The sequence below is a fragment of the Methylomonas sp. PHL2-19 genome, from assembly GCF_059331595.1.
The window spans coordinates 1963323-1982954 of sequence record NZ_CP196839.1 but is presented as its reverse complement, the minus strand read 5'-3'; the positions used below and the strand labels follow the sequence as shown (position 1 = coordinate 1982954).

15 protein-coding genes and 2 pseudogenes are annotated in these 19632 nt (G+C 55.5%); 7 read left to right on the top strand and 10 right to left on the bottom strand.

The genetic code is table 11. From position 1 onward, the window contains the following. Window positions 1-65: 65 nt before the first annotated feature. The 5 genes from ACR02O_RS09400 to ACR02O_RS09380 form a co-directional block, all read right to left on the bottom strand. Window positions 66-1175: a HupE/UreJ family protein gene (locus tag ACR02O_RS09400; RefSeq protein ID WP_494523261.1), complete on the bottom strand. Its 1110-nt coding sequence runs from the start codon at window positions 1173-1175 to the stop codon at window positions 66-68. A gap of 152 nt (window positions 1176-1327) precedes the next feature. Then, a complete protein-coding gene (locus ACR02O_RS09395; RefSeq protein ID WP_494523260.1) occupies window positions 1328-2506 on the bottom strand; it encodes a hypothetical protein in 1179 nt (392 codons plus the stop codon). A gap of 60 nt (window positions 2507-2566) precedes the next feature. Continuing rightward, window positions 2567-4207 (bottom strand): DUF4331 domain-containing protein, encoded by a 1641-nt coding sequence (locus ACR02O_RS09390; RefSeq protein WP_458136991.1) that lies wholly within the window; start codon window positions 4205-4207, stop codon window positions 2567-2569. A gap of 92 nt (window positions 4208-4299) precedes the next feature. Continuing rightward, window positions 4300-4989 (bottom strand): DVUA0089 family protein, encoded by a 690-nt coding sequence (locus ACR02O_RS09385; RefSeq protein ID WP_026603972.1) that lies wholly within the window; start codon window positions 4987-4989, stop codon window positions 4300-4302. A 12-nt stretch (window positions 4990-5001) separates the two neighbouring features. Then, the gene (locus tag ACR02O_RS09380) at window positions 5002-5175 is read right to left on the bottom strand and encodes a hypothetical protein (protein WP_494523259.1); all 174 of its coding nucleotides are present in this window, start codon (window positions 5173-5175) and stop codon (window positions 5002-5004) included. 281 nt (window positions 5176-5456) lie between these two features. On the opposite strand from ACR02O_RS09380, the gene ACR02O_RS09375 reads away from it, so the two are divergent. The 3 genes and pseudogenes from ACR02O_RS09375 to ACR02O_RS09365 form a co-directional block, all read left to right on the top strand. Beyond that, entirely contained in the window at window positions 5457-6074 is a 618-nt protein-coding gene (locus ACR02O_RS09375; RefSeq protein WP_494523258.1) for a sigma-70 family RNA polymerase sigma factor, read from the top strand. 5 nt (window positions 6075-6079) lie between these two features. Then, window positions 6080-6499 (top strand): annotated as a pseudogene (locus tag ACR02O_RS09370) (cupin domain-containing protein); the annotation flags it as partial. A gap of 204 nt (window positions 6500-6703) precedes the next feature. Beyond that, window positions 6704-6919, top strand: a pseudogene (locus tag ACR02O_RS09365) (cupin domain-containing protein); the annotation flags it as partial. A 38-nt stretch (window positions 6920-6957) separates the two neighbouring features. Here the strand turns inward: ACR02O_RS09365 and ACR02O_RS09360 are convergent. Continuing rightward, entirely contained in the window at window positions 6958-8550 is a 1593-nt protein-coding gene (locus ACR02O_RS09360) for an ABC-F family ATPase (RefSeq protein ID WP_036276341.1), read from the bottom strand. 180 nt (window positions 8551-8730) lie between these two features. Between ACR02O_RS09360 and ACR02O_RS09355 the strand changes: the two genes are divergently transcribed. Together ACR02O_RS09355 and ACR02O_RS09350 are read left to right on the top strand one after the other, a co-directional pair. Further along, entirely contained in the window at window positions 8731-9420 is a 690-nt protein-coding gene (locus tag ACR02O_RS09355; protein WP_494523257.1) for a glutathione S-transferase, read from the top strand. Between the two features lie 12 nt (window positions 9421-9432). Continuing rightward, a complete protein-coding gene (locus ACR02O_RS09350) occupies window positions 9433-9735 on the top strand; it encodes a hypothetical protein (RefSeq protein ID WP_020485356.1) in 303 nt (100 codons plus the stop codon). A gap of 97 nt (window positions 9736-9832) precedes the next feature. Here the strand turns inward: ACR02O_RS09350 and ACR02O_RS09345 are convergent, their stop codons facing one another. Beyond that, window positions 9833-9994, bottom strand: coding sequence for a hypothetical protein (locus ACR02O_RS09345; protein ID WP_165786391.1), 162 nt, complete (start codon window positions 9992-9994; stop codon window positions 9833-9835). 206 nt (window positions 9995-10200) lie between these two features. Between ACR02O_RS09345 and ACR02O_RS09340 the strand changes: the two genes are divergently transcribed. Then, window positions 10201-10485, top strand: coding sequence for a type II toxin-antitoxin system HicA family toxin (locus ACR02O_RS09340; RefSeq protein WP_494523256.1), 285 nt, complete (start codon window positions 10201-10203; stop codon window positions 10483-10485). 74 nt (window positions 10486-10559) lie between these two features. After that, complete coding sequence (locus tag ACR02O_RS09335) at window positions 10560-11813, top strand: hypothetical protein (protein ID WP_494523255.1); 1254 nt, start codon at window positions 10560-10562, stop codon at window positions 11811-11813. A 52-nt stretch (window positions 11814-11865) separates the two neighbouring features. Here ACR02O_RS09335 and ACR02O_RS09330 read toward each other — a convergent pair whose 3' ends face one another. From ACR02O_RS09330 to ACR02O_RS09320, 3 genes are read right to left on the bottom strand one after another with little or no spacing between them, the layout of a single operon-like run. Continuing rightward, complete coding sequence (locus ACR02O_RS09330; protein ID WP_494523254.1) at window positions 11866-16290, bottom strand: EAL domain-containing protein; 4425 nt, start codon at window positions 16288-16290, stop codon at window positions 11866-11868. Window positions 16291-16295: 5 nt separating this feature from the next. Next, a complete protein-coding gene (locus tag ACR02O_RS09325; protein ID WP_494523253.1) occupies window positions 16296-17240 on the bottom strand; it encodes an ABC transporter substrate-binding protein in 945 nt (314 codons plus the stop codon). A 50-nt stretch (window positions 17241-17290) separates the two neighbouring features. Next, window positions 17291-19441, bottom strand: coding sequence for a TonB-dependent receptor plug domain-containing protein (locus ACR02O_RS09320; protein ID WP_458136981.1), 2151 nt, complete (start codon window positions 19439-19441; stop codon window positions 17291-17293). Window positions 19442-19632: the final 191 nt, after the last annotated feature.

Sequence of the window (19632 nt, the reverse complement as noted above, 5' to 3'; positions counted from 1 at the left end):
GCCACTGGTCTCCCGCCCTGGCTGGAGCGACGATAAGTAAGCCGCAGCGATATACGCCAAGTTGCTCAAAATATGTTCATCTGAAAATCCAGACTTCGTTCCGCTAACCAAACCAAAGCCACGGCGACGATGGATGCTGAGCCGGTTTTCATCACGACTAGCGGATAATAGCGATAGCGGCTAAAGCCGACTATCAAAGGCAAAACCGCACCGACAATCGCCAACTGCCCTGCTTCCACACCCAAATTAAAGCCCAATAGCGGTAACAGCCGCTGCGTGTCCGGCAAGCCCATGTCCAACAACACACTGGCGATGCCCATGCCGTGGATCAAGCCGAAAGCAAAGGCAAACCAGGTGCGGCGTTTTACCAACACCGGATAAATATTGTTCAACGCTGCCAACACCACGGAGGCGGCAATGGCCGATTCTACCCAGCGGGACGGCAGACAGAGGTATTGCAACACCGTAAGGCTCAGGGTGAATGAATGTGCCAACGTGAAGGCGGTAACCACACCTAGCACGTCGAAAAATACCGGTCTAAAGCCTGGTTTTGGCTGCCAAGCACCCCGCTCCCACGCCAAAGCCGCCGGCAGCAACAGACTTAACAAAAATAGAATATGGTCAAAACCGATCCAGATATGCCATAGCCCGGCGTAGCCGAATCGCGCCACGGTCCGCCACCCGGAATAATCAGCGTCCCGCACAAATTCGCTACGTTGGTGGTCAGGACTAAAGATCGCGGTATCGGTTTTAGCGGCATGAATGACGCTTATCAGCCCGCGATGCTGCGGGTCGAGATCGAAAAGCAAGCGATAGTCTATCGACAACGGCGTGGACGCAGACGGACAAGTCGCCCGGAAATTTAATACGGCGTAATGACCATCGCTGTGTTCGTCCACCCGTAAATCCCCTGCTTGCAGCGAACAGACTTGCTTAGCCGTCGTCATTTGCAAACGACTCAGCGCATAGGCATACACAACATCCCGACTATTTCGCAACTCCGCCCAGGTAATATTACCGTCGTCGTTTGCATCCAAACCCAAGGCGTAATCCAGGTCGCGCAAGGCAATATCCCATTGCCCGGAGATCTGCCGCCCGTCAACCTGCACCGTCATGTAACTATCGCTGGCCTTATGGGCAAAAACATTAAAACTTGCAGTCAGCAGCCAGACCATGATTAACCCGACCCAAATGATTCCGCGTATTCGGTTCGAGCTTAACCCGTCTAAGCTTGGTGGGGCCTGCCCTTCGACAGGCCTGCCCTGAGCGCAGTCGAGAGGCCCAGGGCAAACAGTATTTAAGGGGTGAAGGAATTTTGCCGGCCCGTTCATACTCCGCTCCCACCAATTTGCGCGAGTAGCGTTTGCAGTCGCACATCTTGCAATTTGGACTCGGTTAAAAACATCAGCAGCGGTTGCAGCTGTTGTTGCGTTTTGCCGCTAGCCAGCGCCGCTTCCAACAAAATGCGCGCGTCGCGCGGCTCGCGCTGCACCGCCCAATTGGTTTGCGCCAAGGCCAGCGCCGATTCGGGCTGGTTTAACACATGCAATAAAAAGCGCGCCTCGTCGCCTTGATGGCTGGTATCGCCGCGCATCCGGCTCGCGGCAAAGCGAGCGGTCAGCGCATCTATATGCACAGCGGCGGTTGGCAGCCGCAAGGCTTTTTCGGCAAAAGTCAAACGCAATAACAAGCCGTCGGCGCGCGTATCGTTAGCTAACAATTCCACCACGTCTTGGAAACGATTCCGGTCTAATAAATAATCGGCATAGGTAGCCAACAGATAGCCATTGCGGCGCGGCATTTGCAGCGCCTGCCGATAATAACGGTCGGCCGCATCTGTATTACCCATGCGCTCGGCCATTTCCGCCAGCGTGGTCAATGCCCATTGTTGGTCTGCCGGTGCGGCACTGTGCGTAGCGCTTACTGCTCGTGCCAACTGGCGATAAGCAGTGTCGAGCTGGCCGGAAACACTCAGAATGGAATTCAGACAAACTTGGCCGATCAGCGGCTCTGCCAATTTCAACAAAGGTAAACAGCTGTTCAGAGCATCGGCGTGTTGGCCTTGCACTTCCAAAATCGCCGCCCGCGTCAACCAAGCTTGCGCCAAGCGCGGCTGACGCGCCAAAGCCCAATGCAAATATTCCAGAGCCGCCGGAAATTCGTGGCGATTTTGAAACAAGGTGGCTCGCAACGTCAGGACTTCGGCACTCGGTTGCGCGACTGTCAGCCAAGGCGCCAACGCCGCTTCCGCGTAACCGAAATAGCGCGGATCCGATTCAGCGCGGCCCAATTCGATATAGCGCCGGACTAAAGCTAAAGCCGGTTCCAAGTCATTAGGCTGAGCCGCGACTTGTTTGCGCAAGTAACGAATTTCCAGCCAGCTTTCGCCCCTGGCCGGCAAGACTTCGACGATTTCGTCATCGGTTTTGGGTAAATAAGCTTGTGCCCCGGCGTCACTGAACACAGCAACAGACATTACCAAACCTAATGTAAGCCAGTGTTTCATCGGCTCCTCCTTTGGATGTTTACCAGACAGGGGGCGAGCACAGCCGCCCCCTGACCTCTGCTAATTATTTGGACAACTACCCACAGCTAAGGAAACAGCATCGAAACAACCGGATTCGCCAGGATCGACATGACGGCTTTGCCGACCACTATTGGCAAAGGCCACGTACGGAAATACTTCCTGATAGCTTCTGTCGTTGGTGTTAACGCCATCGGCGACCCGGTTATTCGGGAAGCTGTTGAATGCCGGATTCAACACCCCAACCACCGCTTGCGCGGCAATATCGGTCACATCATCGGACACCCGCCGCCCGTTCGGAAAGCCGGCGCTATCGCCCGCCAGAAATGCCATGCGTTTGCGGGCGCTGACAGGCGCGGGGCCGATGCCGGTGTTCAAGCGCAGCAAATCCGCCACTGGTCCACGTTGGGCTGAAGAACAGCCGGGGCAAATGGGCGCCGCATAAAACACCAAGGGGCCCAGATCAAAACTAGGATTGGCCGGATTTACCCTGGGCGGCGCCGGAATCGGCACCGCACCGCCGTATGCGGCGTTGACGACTCTGGCCAATAACGGATCCAACACATAACCGGCAAAACTAGCGTCGTCCTTGGGTTCGCTCATACTGAACCGGTCTTTGTCGCCGGTACCGATTAACACCTCATTGACCAAGGGATTACCCATGCGCTGAATCTGCACATAGGCATTGGCGAGTTTAGGCTTGCCGCCTGGTCTGTCTGCATACGCTTTGGTGCGCGGCCGCGAAGTGATGGCATAAGTGCCGATCACCGCCAAGGCCTCGCCGGCGCTATGTTGCTTGCCGTCTTGGGTGAGCATGGCGATAGGCAATTCGATAGCGATGGAATTAACGTTGTAACCGGCCACATCGTCCGACGCGAAGTTTTGGTTTTCCGCATCATTTTGGTTCTCGGCAAACACGCCCGGCACACCGGCGCCGGACGCGCCGGACCGGAAATTAAAGGTATCGAAAGTCGCGCCCAAATCGATGTAAAACGGATCGTCGACGGTACCGGCAAACACGCTAACCCCGCCGCCTAAATCGTAAATCCCTTGGCTGGCCAGATTTTGGTAGTTGGGCATGGTGCGCGGTCCGACGTTGGAGGGCACGGCATAGAGCTTTTGCTGATTGGTTAGATCGATGACTTGGCGATTGGCGCCCTTGCCCTTGATCAGCGTCACCGTATAACTCTGCCGCAAACCCAATCCTTCCGAGCCAGGGCCATCCAATGCGGTAATCGCCGGCGGCACGATCAAGCTGCCTGGCGCGACCGGAGCCGGCGAATTGGCCGGGGCGACAATGCCGGTGCCGGCACCGACAAAACCGGTAAACACGCTGGGCAAGCGGGTTTCGGTTTTAAACCTGAACTGCAAGGTAATGTCTTCATCTGCGTCGAAATTGTTATCCACCTTCATTTCATACAGAACTTCCGGATCGAACGGAAAATAATTCGGGCCGTTGCTGGGCTCCAGCAAGGGATCGACATTCAATATCATCGTTACCTTGCTGGGATCGTTATAGCTAACGAAAGCGTACCAATCGGTGATGTCGGCCTTGGTATCCAATGCGGTTAACGGTGCTTCGCGGTGATTGGCCGCATCAACGGGCGGTAGGCCGCCCATCAATAATAAAGCGCTGGCGAACATGGTCAGCGGCCAACGGCTGTAGTGATGTAAGTCTTTCATAGTCTAATTCCTCATTAATTAAAGCCGCAGCTTCAAGCAGCTGCGTTAGGGAATACGTGGAAAATCGGCAAACGGATGCCGGAAAATGGAATTTATGCCAAACGCACCGGACTGGCCGCTTCCGCGTCGGTTCGCGGTGCGGATCTAGCCTTTCCCAGCCGGCCACCGAGCAAAAACAAGCCGGACAAACTCAGCAGCATCAGGGTGGGCGGTTCCGGCACACTGACGATCTGGGCGTTGGCGACGTTGAGAATGTGTAGATCCCAAGCCGCCGTGCGATTCGGTTCCACCGGATCGCCATTGCTATCGGTTAAAGATCCCTCGCAAAACCGGCCGTTCGAACAACCGAAGGCGGCGGTAAATTGCGGATCGGCATCCCGTAAAAATCCGTCGGCCAGCGCGGCGCTTACCGAAAAGTTGTCGTATTGAGTCAAGGTTGCCAGGTAATTCCCGGCGACAAGATTGATGGCTAAATAGCTGTCGAATTCGCCGTAATTGAAATTAACCCCGTTCGACAATTGGCTGCCGCCCAAGCCGCCGTCGTCTTGCTCGGCCAATTGGTTGCCTAAGCCGTCCCACAACGTCAAAATCGGATCGAAACCGCCGCCTAGCCAGGATGAGGTAAACAAGGTCACCGTGCCCGGCGAGCCGAGCGAAAAGGCAAAGCTCAGCTTATCGTTATCGTTGGCAAAGTTGCCGTTAAATTCAAAGTCCGCGGCCTCAACCGCTGTCGCTGCGGTCAGGCAGACGCCCAACAACGCAACCGGAAATAGCTTTTTCATCGTGGTTTCCTCTCAGTCTGTGGTTAGAAATGGCAAGCCGGCGGCGGATTCCAGATGCGGATGGCGATACTCGGCATTCGCGCCGGCTTGCGATGACTGATACGCGGCCAATTCGGCAATGGATGCAAAACAGGTAAAAATATTTGCGGCCGGGTTTGTGCAACGAACGGTCGGTGCTTGGCACATAAGCATCTTTCGATAGGAAACGACGAGTGTTATTAACCCAGAGCGCAAGCCATAATCGCTTCGGTAGTTTGACTATTTGCCACGCGCAAACGGCTGTTTTATAGTGGTCCAACCACAAACCCCTAGTCTCTGCCCTCTTAAATGCGCCCACCAATCTTGGCAAACCAAGAAAAATCCACAGCCCTTATGTCGCTTGGTTCACACTTTGAGCGCTATCCCAACATCGCCTCGCATCCAAACCAACCGATGCCGCGTATAGCTTTTAAAGGGATGCGAGGACGATGACGGATAGCGATTCGGACGACGACCAGAACCGACAACTGGCAACGACCGCCGACGAAGCCTTATTGAGGGAATGGATCGCCGACGTCGTGGATCAGGATCAAGCCGCGCTGGGGCGCTTATACGATAGCCTGGTCGATCAGGTCTACGGTTTGGCACTACGCATCACCCGGCGGTCGCAGTGTGCCGAAGAAGTGGTGCAAGACACGTTCTGGCAGATCTGGCGGCAGGCGCCGCGCTTCGATGCCGAACGCGGTTCGGTAAAAGCCTGGGTGATGACGATGGCTCGCAGCCGGGCACTGGACGCCTTGCGGCAACTGGACGGCAATCTAAGCGAGCTGGAACCGGACGCTCTGGTGCTAATCGAAGCCCCAGCCGAACAAATGCCGCCGGATTTACTATCAGCGGTGCAGCAAGGTCATCGCTTGCAAACGGCCCTGGCGGCTTTGGAGCCCTTGCCCCGGCAATTGGTGTCTTTGGCATTTTTCCGGGGTTTGAGTCACGACGAAATCGCTGTTTGCAGCGGTTTGCCCTTGGGTACTGTGAAATCACATATCCGCCGGGCCCTACAGACTATGCAGCAATTATTGACAGCCGATGCCGGCGAGGTTAACTAAACAACATGACAGACAAATTCCCGCCTTTGGATAGCGCAGATGCCAACGATTTGCAGCAACTCGAAACGCTGCTGGCCGACGGTTTGGCGCCGATTCCGGTTGCCGGCGAACGCCGCAATTCGTTACGCCAAGGCCTGATGACGCAAGTCACGGCCAGCCTTGCCAAACAAGCCGGCTTACTCACCGTGCGCGCCAGACACGGCGCCTGGCAAGCCCTGAAAACCGGCATCCGCGTCAAACCACTATGGGACGGCGGCCCGCAAGGCCACTCGGTATTGATCGAATTCGCCCCCGGCGCCAGCCTGATACCGCATCGGCACAACTGTCTGGAAGAAGGCATCGTCTTGCACGGCGATTTGCAAATGGGCGACTTGCGGCTTGGCCCCTTGGACTATCACGCCTCGCCGGCCGGCAGTCGGCACGGCGGGATAAGGTCGGCTAACGGCGCACTAGCCTATTTACGCGGCACTTCACTGGGCGATAGCCGCGAGGTGTTGCGGGAAGTACTGGCGGGGCTGCTGCCGTTTGGCAAGGCTGAGTCGTTTAGCGTGTTTACCAAGCAAATAGACGACTGGCAGGAAATTGCCCCCGGCGTCTGGAAAAAACCGCTGTGGCAGGACGGGGAACGCGAATCCGGTTTTTATCGCCTGGAAGCCGGCGCCAAATGCCCGGCACACGGCCATCGGCTGGAAGAGGAATGCATGATGCTGGACGGCGACTTGTTTATCGACGACGTCTTGCTGCGCGCCGGCGACTACCAACTGGCGCCGGCCGGCAGCGCGCACCGCGAGGTGTATACCGACGTTGGTGCGACACTGTTCGTGCGCGGTGCCAGAGATTACTGACCGATTTATCCGGGCCGGAATGCTCTGGCGGCTTAGCCTTAGTTGATGTCTTGACTGTTTAAATAGTCTTCGTAATTACCGCTGAAATCTACGATGCCGTTCGGCGTGAGTTCGATAATCCGGGTCGCCAGTGACGACACAAACTCCCGGTCATGGCTGACGAAAATCAGCGTGCCGGGATAATTTTCCAAAGCCGCATTCAGAGATTCGATCGATTCCATATCCAAATGGTTGGTGGGTTCATCCAGCACCATCACGTTGTTTTTTTGCAGAATCAATTTGCCGAACAACATCCTGCCTTGCTCACCACCGGAAATGACTTTTACGGATTTGTTGATTTCGTCATTGGAAAACAACAAACGCCCCAGCGTGCCGCGGATGGTTTGATCGTCGTCCGATTCCTTGCGCCATTGGCCCATCCATTCAATCAGCGGCATGTCTTCGGCAAAATCCTCGGCATGATCCTGCGCAAAATAACCGACGTCTGCATTTTCCGCCCACTTCACTTCGCCGCTGTCCGGGCTCAAATCACCGACCAGGGTTTTCAGCAAGGTAGATTTACCGATACCGTTGGGACCAATCACCGCCACCCGCTCGCCGACCGCAATCATCATGTTCAAGTTCTTGAACAAGGGTTCCGCGCCGTAGCCTTTGGCCAAATCTTTAGCTTCCACCGCCAACCGGTAAAGCTTTTTAGCTTGATCGAAACGAATAAACGGATTGACCCGGCTGGACGGTTTGACTTCGTCGAGCTTGATTTTCTCTAACTGCCGCGCCCGGGACGTGGCCTGCTTGGCCTTGGAAGCATTCGCCGAAAAGCGCGCCACGAAGGTTTGCAATTCGGCAATCTGGGCTTTTTTCTTGGCGTTGCCGGCCAACAATTGTTCGCGCACTTGGGTGACGGCGGTCATGTAATCGTCGTAATTGCCCGGATACACCCGCAATTCGCCGTAGTCCAGATCGGCCATATGTGTGCAGACGCTATTCAGAAAATGCCGGTCATGCGAGATAATCACCATGGTCGAGTTGCGCTCATTCAGTACGTTTTCCAGCCAACGGATGGTGTTGATATCCAGGTTGTTGGTCGGCTCGTCCAGCAGCATGATGTCAGGATTGGAAAACAAGGCTTGCGCCAGCAAAACCCGCAGTTTCCAGCCTGGCGCCACCGCGCTCATCGGGCCGTTATGTTGTTCCAGAGGAATATCCAAGCCTAGTAGCAATTCACCGGCCCGGGCTTCGGCGGTATAGCCGCCGAATTCGGCAAACACCGTTTCCAGATCAGCAGCGCGCATATAATCGTCTTCGCTGGCTTCCATATTGGCGTAGATGGCGTCACGTTCCGACATGGCCGCCCACATCTCGGCATGGCCCATCATCACTACATCCAGCACTCGCTGCTCTTCGTACGCGAATTGATTCTGGCGCAAAATACCTAGACGCTCGTTGGCGTCGACGCTGACGTTGCCGGATGTGGGTTCCAGATCGCCGCTGAGAATTTTCATGAAGGTCGACTTGCCGCAACCGTTGGCCCCAATCAGGCCGTAGCGATTACCGTTGCCGAATTTCACGGAAACGTTTTCAAACAGGGGCTTGGCCCCGAATTGCATGGTGATATTAGCGGTAGAAATCAAGAGAGTGTCCGAGGATAAAGAGTAAAAAGAGCGTTGTCGCCGTTTCAGGCGTGTGACGAAATAAATGGGTTGACGCGAAAATCGGTTATTTTACCAGACTTTAATCGACGGTCATTTACAGTAATGCGTCACTGACGATCCGGCTGGTAAAGAACTTACATTCAATGCTAAAAATCCCCTATGACTGCGCCGCACCCAAATACCACTGCACAGATTTATCCCATCTTTTACAGCTTCCGCCGCTGTCCGTATGCGATGCGGGCACGCTTGGCCATTGCCGCATCGGGGCTAAGAGTCGCGCTCAGAGAAATCGAGCTCAGCAATAAACCGGAGGAGATGCTAAGCGTTTCGCCAAAAGGCACCGTACCGGTATTAATGTTGCCCGACGGGCAAGTCATCGAACAAAGTCTGGATATTATGCGGTGGGCCTTGGCGCAACACGACCCGCAAGACTGGCTGGACCAAATGCCGGAAGATGCGAAGCGATTAATCGACTGGAACGACGGCGATTTCAAATACTATTTGGACCGCTACAAATATGCGGACCGCTATCCGGAACAAACGCAAACTGTTTATCGTCAACAAGGCGAGGTGTTTTTAGCCGAGCTGGAAACCCGCTTGCAGCGGACTCGCTTTTTGTGCGGCTTAACTTTCGGCTTGGCCGACGCCGCCATTGCGCCGTTTATCCGGCAGTTTGCCGCAGTGGATAACGCTTGGTTTTCCAGCTCGCCCTACCCGGCCTTGCAACACTGGTTGGACGACTTTTTAACATCCAATCTGTTTGCGGCGGTTATGCGAAAATACCCGCCCTGGAAAGCTAACGACCCGTTAGTCCTTTTCGGGAACGAGGCCGGCCTCGTACCATTTTAAAAGGTGCCCGACATGTTAAAAATCTACAAGAAAACCATCCGCATCGACAGCTCCGGTGCGCATCCCCGCCTTGAGTCACCTCCACAAAGCAAGCTGTCCAATCTGCTGACCATTCCGGCGATGATTGCCGGCGCGGTCTTGGGTACCGTGGTGTTTTCGGCTTTTTTTGCCTTACTGCTAATTCCGCTGACAATAATCGGTATCAGAGGCTGGTGGTTGCTGCGAAAGCTGAAAAATGCGCAGGTTGACGGGCAAAGCCTGGAAGCTGAATATACTGTGGTTTCAGACCCGGCAAAAACCTCCAAGTCCGACTGAGAAATCGCCTGCTTGAATACAAAAAAAGCCCCCACCTTGAGCAGGGTGGAGGCTGTGGAATGTGTAGCTTTACAACGAGGAGGTACTACGAAAAAACTTAAAATCGGACCGGTTTAGCCACTTCGATATTGCTAAACAGGGAAGCAGCGCCAAAAAACAGTGTGGAAAGAACAAACTGACCGGACAGGAAGCTGAACATACCGGTAGCAAAAAACAATCCGGTGACGATGTCTTTATACAGATTGCTTGACTTGTTCATTTTTTCCACCTTGACTGGGTTTCAGCCGATTCATTGAAGACGGTTTAACTATAAACCTTTGCCATTTATTTACAATAAGGCATTTACTACATGATTTGTTTCTTATTTTGAAACAAATTTAGTTAAACACCACCTTTCACCAGCCAAATTGAACCCCAACTCGGTTCAAACTTAAGCTACCAATTTTGATGCAGGAGGATGCAGCCATGAGCCACCATTTAAATCTGCTACGCGCGATATTCCAGGATCCGGTTAGCGGCAACATCCATTGGCGGGAAATAGAATCGCTGTTGCACCACCTGGGCGCCAACCTGCAACCCAGCCATGGTGCGCGCTTTCGCGTGATACTGAATAATGTCGAAGGCGTGTTGCATCATCCACACCACAGCGGCATATGCACTAAACAGGAAGTCAAACATCTGCGCGAATATCTGGCAAGCGCCGGCGTCAGTCCGTCGGCATATGAAGAACAGCGCAACAAACCACATTAGCCCAACGCCTGCCCTAAGGTTTTTAAGCATTTAACACGACCATGGTCCACAGCAAGGATTGAACGGAACGCCCGATGAAATGGATTACAAAAAGCGTATTGCTGGCAGTGTTGCTATTGCCTGTATTGTCCGGAATGGCGCTATGGCTGGCTATTGATGACAAGCCAAAATTACAAACCCGAGCCGACCTGACACCGGCACAAATTGCCCGCGGCAAATTAATTTTTCGGCAAAACGATCCGCGCCGTCTAAAATCCGGCGCGATCGCCCGAGTGGCACTGGATCAACAGGAATTGGACCTGGCGATCAATTATCTTGCCAATCAATACGCTAACGGCGTAGCGGGTTTACGGCTCTATCAAGGCCGCGCCCACATCGACGCCAGCTTGCCTTTACCCCGAAATCCTGTAGGCCAATATCTGAATTTGACGTTGGCGCTTAAGCAAACCAGCGACTTACCGGAAGTGGACCACCTGTCTTTGGGACAAGTCCGGCTGCCCGGCATGCTAGCCAAACCCTTGCTGAAATGGGCGCTCAACACCTTGCAACCGGCAGCGGATCGGCAAGCCTTCGCCGATATTGTCAAGCATGTGCTGTTTCAACCCCAGCGCCTGACGGTAACCTATCGTTGGCAAACTGACTTGCCCGGCAAATTGCGCGGCGCCTTGCTAACGCCTGATGATCAGCAGCGTCTGCAGGCTTATCAGCGACATTTAGCGGAACTAAGCCGGACAGATAACAAAAGCCTCAGTCTCACTGATTTCAGCAAGCCGCTGTTTCAGCTGGCCGCACAACGAAGCGCCAGCAACGACCCGATTCAGGAAAACCGGGCATTGATTCTGATATTGACACTTTATGCCAATCAACAGCGCCTGACGAAAATTCTCCCGGAATCCAGACTTTGGCCCCGCCCGATTTGGCGCCAAATAACGCTGAACGGCCGCGACGACCTAGCGAAACATTACCTGGTTTCGGCGATGCTGGCGGCCTATTCCGGCACTCCGTTGGCCGACGCGGTGGGTTTGTTTAAGGAAATAGAAGATTCGCGCGGCGGCAGCGGCTTTTCGTTTAACGATCTGGCCGCCGACCGGGCCGGCACGCGCATGGGCGAACAAGCTGTCGCCAGTCCGGCGCTGGCACGGAAAATTCAAGCGATTATGGCTGTCGCCGATGAAAATCAAATCATGCCGGCTACCGCCGATTTACCGGAATCACTAACCGAAGCCGAGTTTATCCGCCGTTTTGGCGGTACCGACGGCGAAGCGTACAAACAACTGATGCAAGACATAGAACGGCGTATCGCGGCCTTACCGGTGAACCGGGAATGATGGATGAGCGAAAATCTGGCTGGCCGGCGAGGCCACCGCAAACGGTTGGTGACTAACCCACGGCCACTTTTGCTCGCGCCAACAAGGCAGTAAACTCGTCGGCGGCCATCGGCTTGCCAAACAGATAACCCTGCGCCTCGTCGCAGTCGTTTCTTAACAAGTATTGCGCCTGCTGCTCAGTCTCCACGCCTTCCGCTATCACCTTGAATTTCAGAATCTTGGCGATGGAAATAATCACCATCACAATCGCGGCGGCGTCTGCGTCGTCGGGTATGTTCGCCACAAATGAGCGGTCGATTTTCAGCTTGTCGAAGGCAAACTGCTTGAGTTGGTTCAAACTGGAATAACCGGTGCCGAAATCGTCTATCGAAATTTGCAAGCCGGCTTCCCTGAGCTTGGCCAATATAGCCCGCTTCCGTCCCGGATTGCGGATGAACAAACTTTCCGTCAACTCCAATTCCAGGTATTCGGCGGGCAAGCCGGTTTCATTGACGATGTCGATAACTTGCGCGACAAAGTCTTCCTGATCCAATTGCCGCGCCGAGACATTGACCGCCATCGTGAACGCCGGATAGCCGCTTTGCCGCCAAATTTGGCTCTGCCGGCACGCCTCGCCCAACACCCACGCACCTATCGCCTCAATCAGGCCGATTTCTTCGGCGACCGGAATGAATTGATCGGGCGGAATCAAGCCCAGCTCGGGATGTCGCCAGCGGATCAGCGCCTCGGCGCCGACAATCCGCCCGGAATCCAGATCGATTTGCGGCTGGTAGTGAAGAAAAAATTCGTCGCGTTGCAGCGCCCGGCGTAAGTCGCTTTCCAGACGCAGCTTGGTCGACACGACAAATTCCATATTATCTTCATAAAAACAATAGGTATTGCCCTGCTCCTTGGCGCGGTACATCGCGGTATCGGCGTGTTTGATCAGCAAACCACTGTCGGCGCCGTCGGCGGGATACAGCGAAATGCCGATACTGGAGCTGACGTAAAACTCTTGCTCCATCAACGCGAATGGCTGGGCGATGGCGATACGGATCTTGTCGGCGACGGCAGCGGCGACTTGCGGATTGCTGATATTTTCCAACAGCAGCGTAAATTCGTCGCCGCCGAACCGGGACACCATGTCTTCCCGCCGCACACAGCCTTGAATCCGCTCCGCCGCGGCTTTCAACAACTGGTCGCCGACATCGTGCCCCAAGGTGTCGTTAGTCAGTTTGAACCTATCCAAATCCAGAAACAGCACGGCATGCAGCTGATTTTGATCAGCGCTGACGGCGATCACCGAGTTCAGCCGGTCGATGAATTGCGTGCGATTGGCCAGATTGGTCAAGGGATCGTGGTAAGCCAGGCGATTCAAGGTCCGCTGGGTCAGGCTGGCTTCCAACAAATGCGCGATACGTTTACGCAATACCGCGAAATGAATCGGTTTGGGAATGTAATCGTTAGCCCCAATGGAGAACGCCAATTCCACCGAATGGTCGTTTTCCAAAGCGGTAATCATCAGTATCGGCACCTCCGCCCCATGGGGCAGCGCGCGAATTTTGCGGCAGGCCTCGAAACCGTCCATTTCCGGCATCATCGCGTCCATCAAGATCAAATCCGCCATTTGCCGCTGGCACAGCGCCAGCGCCTGCCGGCCGGTGCCGGCCAAATCCACCCGGTAGCCATCTTTCTCCAAAACATCTTGCAAGGCAAACCGCATGGCTCTATCGTCGTCCGCCACCAAAATTCTGGGGCCGGCCTGCGGGACCGGGTCAGCAGCCGTTTCCGCGCCTATTTCCAAGCTCAACAGTTGTTCGATGAACCGGTATTCGTCGCGCAATTGCTGCAGTAAGGCCTCGCCGTTTTCAATCTGCGCTTCAGCCGCCTGCTCTTCCAGTTGCCGGGCGATCAGCGCCAGCTTTTCTGCGCCCAGGTTGCGGCTGGCGCCCTTCAGGCCATGGGCCGATTCGCGTAATTGCGCGTGATTGTCCGTCGCCAGCGCCTGGGCGATTTGCTCGATTTGCGCCGGCGCGTCTTCCAGGTAATAGCCGACCATCTTCACAAAACCCTGGCCGATTTCCTCGCGCAATTGGCGTAAAACCGCGTGATCCAGCGCCTCCAGCGACGGCTCCGGCGAGAGCGGCTCGGCGGTCAGGCACGGCCTGCCCTCGAACCAACTCAGCAGTTTTTCCCGCAACGGCTTCAGCTTGATCGGTTTGGCCAGATAATCGTCCATCCCGGCCGCCAGACACAAATCGCTATCGCCTTGCTGAGCGTTGGCGGTCATCGCCACGATGGGCAGCCGGCCCACGGGCTCGGGCAGCAGCCTGATGCGTCGAGTCGCCTCAAAGCCGTCCATAGTCGGCATGTGGCAGTCCATCAGGATCAAATCGAAAGCCTGATGCTCCAGCCAAGACAAGGCCTCGACGCCGGAGCCGGCGATTTCGTAGCGGCAACCCAGCCGCTCCAGCATGCCCGCGGCCACCATTTGACTGGCACGGTTGTCTTCGACGATCAATATGCGCCGCCGGAGCACGACGCTTTGCTCGACCTCGGGCGCCAAGTCGGCCGCGGGTTCCTGATAATCCTGACCGGCGGTTAATATGAAATCGTACAGTTTGGAAACCTGTACCGGTTTCGCCAACTGTGCGGCCACGTTCGGCAAGCGCGATAGATTGACGGCGTTGCCGGGGTCGGACAACAACACGATTTTGACATCGGCCAGCGCCGGGTCGTCAACGACCATATCCACCCAAGTGGCATCGCCGGCATCTCTTAGATCGATGATGACAAATTGATAAGCTTGATCCTGATCGCAGGCGGAACGCAACATGTCCACGGCTTTGATGCCGTAGCCGCTATGCCGGTAGTGTATCTTCCAGCGCTCCAGGCTTTGCGCCAAAAACTGCCGCATTTTGTCGTTTTCGGTGACGACCAATATTCGCAGATTGGCGAAATAAGCTTGCCGGGCCTCGGAGATGCCCTCGGTACCGCGCGGTGGCTTGAAGGGTACGGTAAACCAAAACGAACTGCCGTGCCCTTCTCGGCTTTGGACGCCGATTTGCCCCCCCATCAGTTGCACCAACTGCCGGCAAATTGCCAACCCCAGGCCGGCACCTTCATGATTCCGGGTCCTGGAGCCGTCGGCCTGCACAAAAGCATCGAAAATACTGGTTTGTGCTGCCTCCGGTATGCCCATCCCGGTATCGGTCACGCAGAACCGCAACTGGACGGCATCGCTTGCCGCCGCTTCGACGTTTACATCAATGGCGATGCCGCCGTGTTCGGTAAACTTCAGCGCGTTGCCGACCAGATTAATCAGCACTTGCCGCACCCTGGACGCTTCGCCGTTCAACACCAGCGGTATATCGTCGGCCAGCGAGTAAGTGAGTTGCAGATTTTTTCGGTGCGCCTGCGCGGACATCAATTCGACGACTTCGTCCAAGGTTTCGTAGAGCACGAAGTCGACCGGCTGCCGCTTCATCATGCCGGATTCGATACGCGAGAAATCCAAAATATCTTCGATTAACTTCAACAGCGCTTCGCCGGCGTTGCGGGCTACCATCGAGTATTCCAGTTGCTTGGGCGTCAGCCCCATATCCTGCAGCAACTCCAGCATACCCAGCACCGCATTCAGCGGCGTGCGCAGTTCGTGACTGACATTGGCGGCAAACTCGCCTTTCAGCCGCGCCGATTCCAGCGCTGTGTCGCGGGCTCGTTCCAACTGCCGTTCCCGGGTTTCCAACACCGCCATCATGGTGTTGAAGGCTTCACCCATTTCGATAATATCGCGCGGCCCGTTTAATCTGGCCCGCACATTTTTCTCGCCGGCCGAGGCTTTACGCATCCTCAACGCCAATTGTTGAATCGGTGAGGTCAAGCGCCGTGACATCGCCAGTAGAAACAACAGAAACAGCGCGGCCGAGCCGCTGGACGCCATAAAAGTGGTCCAGCGAATTTTTTCTTTCATGACGCTGAGCGATTGCTTGCCCATCACCAAGCGCACGTAGCCGACCAATTCCGGTGTCGGCATTTGCGCCTCGAACGGTGACGTCTCTTGCGTGGCGGCATTGCGAGCGTATACCGGCGCGGCAAAATACCAGGCTTGCTCGTTCTCATGCACCAAGGCTAGGGACTCCGGCCAGCGCGCGGCGTCAGCATCCGGCATGGCCGGTTCGCCGCGTTCGAATAACGGCTCCAGGGCGCTGTTGTAGATAGCCACGCCGCGCACATCGGGAAACGCCAGGAAACGGCGAGCCGGCTCCTCGGCATTCTCCTTGCTGGCATACAACAAGGCCAGCGTGCTCTGTGCGGCAAAGGCTTCCGTGGTTTGCCGGCCTTGGGCGATCCATTTATCGCGGACAATGTAGTAGGACAGCGTGGAAATGCCGAATGCCGACAACGTCGAGATGACGATCAGGCCGAAACAAAAGGTCACGGCCAGCTGTTGCAGGAAACTCGCCCGCTTGAATCTGGGCCATCGCAAACGCTTCATTGCGTTTAAGGTACCGGGAAAACCATCGCAAATTCACGGCGCGTCTGACTGGAAAAACGCAAACCCAGATGTTCCGCAGTGCGTAAATTAACGGCCACCAGCAAATCCCGCAGCAGTTCGACCGATTCGAATTTACCGCCCGCCTGTACTTGCTGGACCGCCAAACCGGCCAAACTGCGGCCCATGCTGAAGTTGTCCGGGTACAAGGAAAATAACGCCCCTTTGCGCACATGGTCGAGATTGCTGGAAAACACTACGAAATTTTTCTCCCAGGCTTCACGCAGCACTTCCGGTAACAAGGACGATTCGTCCATGGCGGCGTTTTCGCGCGGCAGCCAGAGGGCTATGGAATTATCTTTAATTTCCAGCAAAATCTGCCGAAACTGATCCGAGGAATCGTGTAAGTTGCCGGTCGGCTGCGCCACCAACGTCAAGCCGCGTTCAAGAGCCGCCCGCCCGGCACGCTCGATCTCCCAGGCGGTTTGCCGAGGGTCGTAAATCACGGTAATTTTTTTCACCTCCGGCACCAATTTTTTCAAATGGTCGAACATGGCTTCCGGGGCCGGCGTCAGACTGATACCAGCCAAGCCTTGCACTTCGTCGGGCCGGATCATGGTCGCCCCTATCACCACCGGAAACTCGGTGGACACCGACTTGGCAACCGCCAAGCCGGCGCGGCCCAGTGTCACGACCACATCGATCCGATCGTTTTTCAAATCCTGAATCAATTTTTCGACTGACTTGTCGCGCTCGCTCAACAGGTAATGACCAACCGGCTTACCCAGCTCCTGTTCCATGCCGCGCGCGATCTCCATGAACACCGAACGGTAAGGCTCGCGCACATCGGGATAAACGATGGCAACGGTGGGCGCTTGCGCCCAGGCGCCGCCGCAAAAAGGCCATAGCAGGCATAAGGCCAACCCCAGCTGAAAAAATAGTCTATAGAACAAAATGACTCCCGAACTACGGTGTAAACAAGACCCAAGCAACGGCGCCTCGGCTAAAAATGAAGACTGATTTCGCCGTAAAAACTGCGCGGCGCCAATGGTAAATCGTTAGGAATGGCGGCCGGATTGCCGGCCAGACTGGGTTCACGGGCACTGACATCAAACAGATTGCGCACCGAAAACGCCACTTCCAGATGCTTGGCCAAATTCTGCCGGCGTAGCGTCACATCCACCCAAGTATAATCCGCGACCGGCTTGCGGGTATCGCCGAAACTACGGTCGCGGCCCACTATCCATTTCGCTTGCGGACTGAGCTGCCAATCCGGCAAAAACTCCCAATTCAGACGCAGATAGACCTGATGGTGCGGCGCATACCCGCTATCACGATCCAGAGCCTGGTCGCGGCTACGTTGATAGGCGTAGTTGCCGATAATTTTCAAAGTGTCGGCGGCCTGCCATTCCGCTTCCAGTTCGGTGCCGTAGCCTTGCTGGACACCGGTATTTTGCGCCGTCGAAGTGGTGGCATTGGCATCCGGTACAAAACGGATGATGTCCTTCCACCAGAAGTTAAAGAAATTCAAACCCAGGCGCAGGCTGTCCGTCGGCCGATAGTCGAAGCCCAGCTCGACGTTTTCCATGGTTTCCGGGCGTAAGGCGGCATTGCCGAGTTGCGCCGGGTTGTTGATGATATACATTTCTTGAAACGACGGCGCCCGAAACGCCGAACCGTACATCAGTTTTGCCGTTAAATCGTAGCGGGCTTCCCAGATCAAGGCCGCGCGCGGATTGAAGGTATTGCCGAAGTCCGAATAGCGGTCGTAACGAGCACCGGCGGTCAAACTCCAGTCGTTGGCAAAATTCCATTGGTCTTGTAAAAACAGGTATGCCACTTTCCTATCCACTTCCGGAATGAAGGTCGCGGAGGTGCCGGAAACGTCGGTCAGCGGAATCCCCGGCAGCGACGGTATCGGCGCGCCGGTGGCGGGATCGATACCAAAATTCTGACTGACCCGTGCCTTGAACAGGCTGTCGTAATTAAAACCGATGCCGCTGCGTAACTGATGTCCCTGAAAACCGCCGTAAGCAAAGGTCTGGCTGATGCGGACATGGCGTTCCCACACCTCAGGGTTGCCGATGTAACCATTGGGAAACGTCACCGGCGCGCCGGCGCCGATCTGGCCGTTGGCGCCGATAGGCAAGGTAGTGCCGGCCGGAAATAGCGTCAGATTGCGCTCGATTTCCTGACTGGTTTCGAAATAGCTGGCTTGCGTCGTCAAATCCCAGTTTTCGATGTCGGCGTTATGGTAAGTGACGTCGGCGTTCCAACGGTCGCTGGCATAACGGTTGACCGGGTCCAGGGCTTGCGCGATACCGGAGCCGTTGCCGAAATCGCTGCGGTGTTGCAGCCCGCCGCGAAACCGCCAATGGCCGCGCGACAAATCCAATCGGGCGTCGAGATTGTCGCGCGACATGTTCAACGGCCCCGGCGCCAGCGAAGCGCGGGTCCCCAACAAGCTATCAAACTGGCTTTGTAGGTCGGCATCGACGTTGGCGTCCTGCCCGGCAGTCTTGTGGTATTCGAAAGCCAAGGCAACGTCAAAACCGGCCCATTCGCCGCCATGCAAGGCCCAGCCGTCATAGGTATCGAAGCTTCCGACCCGGCCGCCGACCTCAGTACCTTCAATGTCCTGTTTGGTTTTGGTGATGACGTTGATTACCCCGGCGAAGGCATCGGCACCGTATACCGCCGATCCCGGCCCGCGCACAATTTCGATACGGGCGATGTCGCGGATCGGCATGCCGCCCCACACCTCGCTGCGGCTGCCGGTATAGGAATTGGTGATCGGGATGCCGTTAATCATCATCAGCACTTGCTGATTGAACTGCGAATAAATGCCGCGAAACGTGTAAATCGGGTTATAGCCTATCGTGTTGCGTTCGACGTGCAGGCCGGGCACGCTTTCCAACGCTTCGTCTATGTCGGTGGCGCCTATTTGTTTGATGTCGTCGGCCGTGATAACGGTGGCAATCGACGGGGCTTTGGAAATCGGTTGTTTGTAACCGCTGGCGATACTGACCATATCCTCGGTGCCGTAGATTTGCGACAAAGCTCTTTCTTCCTCTTCCGTGGAAACCGGTTGCGCATGCGTGGACGCACTGATCAGGCAAGCGCAACAAGTGACAAACAGCGGGCGGACCAACATGGCTAACTCCAGTTTGGAATTCTAGTTATTTCGGAAGTTATGCATTAACACTGGGGCTAATTTTGCCGAAGGATACCAAGGAGCGGGCGATGTTTGTTAATTTTCAGCCTATCGATTAACTCAGATCAATTCTTCCAGGTTTTCCGGCACAGCCGAAAGGATAGCAGAGACAAGCAAATTCGGGCCGGCGA

What these genes read in the sequence shown, in the direction of transcription:
- ACR02O_RS09400 (WP_494523261.1), bottom strand. Translation starts at nt 1,175, where the DNA reads ATGGTCTGGCTGCTGACTGCAAGTTTTAATGTTTTTGCCCATAAGGCC.
- ACR02O_RS09395 (WP_494523260.1), bottom strand. Translation starts at nt 2,506, where the DNA reads ATGAAACACTGGCTTACATTAGGTTTGGTAATGTCTGTTGCTGTGTTC.
- ACR02O_RS09390 (WP_458136991.1), bottom strand. Translation starts at nt 4,207, where the DNA reads ATGAAAGACTTACATCACTACAGCCGTTGGCCGCTGACCATGTTCGCC.
- ACR02O_RS09385 (WP_026603972.1), bottom strand. Translation starts at nt 4,989, where the DNA reads ATGAAAAAGCTATTTCCGGTTGCGTTGTTGGGCGTCTGCCTGACCGCA.
- ACR02O_RS09380 (WP_494523259.1), bottom strand. Translation starts at nt 5,175, where the DNA reads ATGTGCCAAGCACCGACCGTTCGTTGCACAAACCCGGCCGCAAATATT.
- ACR02O_RS09375 (WP_494523258.1), top strand. Translation starts at nt 5,457, where the DNA reads ATGACGGATAGCGATTCGGACGACGACCAGAACCGACAACTGGCAACG.
- ACR02O_RS09355 (WP_494523257.1), top strand. Translation starts at nt 8,731, where the DNA reads ATGACTGCGCCGCACCCAAATACCACTGCACAGATTTATCCCATCTTT.
- ACR02O_RS09350 (WP_020485356.1), top strand. Translation starts at nt 9,433, where the DNA reads ATGTTAAAAATCTACAAGAAAACCATCCGCATCGACAGCTCCGGTGCG.
- ACR02O_RS09345 (WP_165786391.1), bottom strand. Translation starts at nt 9,994, where the DNA reads ATGAACAAGTCAAGCAATCTGTATAAAGACATCGTCACCGGATTGTTT.
- ACR02O_RS09340 (WP_494523256.1), top strand. Translation starts at nt 10,201, where the DNA reads ATGAGCCACCATTTAAATCTGCTACGCGCGATATTCCAGGATCCGGTT.
- ACR02O_RS09335 (WP_494523255.1), top strand. Translation starts at nt 10,560, where the DNA reads ATGAAATGGATTACAAAAAGCGTATTGCTGGCAGTGTTGCTATTGCCT.
- ACR02O_RS09330 (WP_494523254.1), bottom strand. Translation starts at nt 16,290, where the DNA reads ATGAAGCGTTTGCGATGGCCCAGATTCAAGCGGGCGAGTTTCCTGCAA.
- ACR02O_RS09320 (WP_458136981.1), bottom strand. Translation starts at nt 19,441, where the DNA reads ATGTTGGTCCGCCCGCTGTTTGTCACTTGTTGCGCTTGCCTGATCAGT.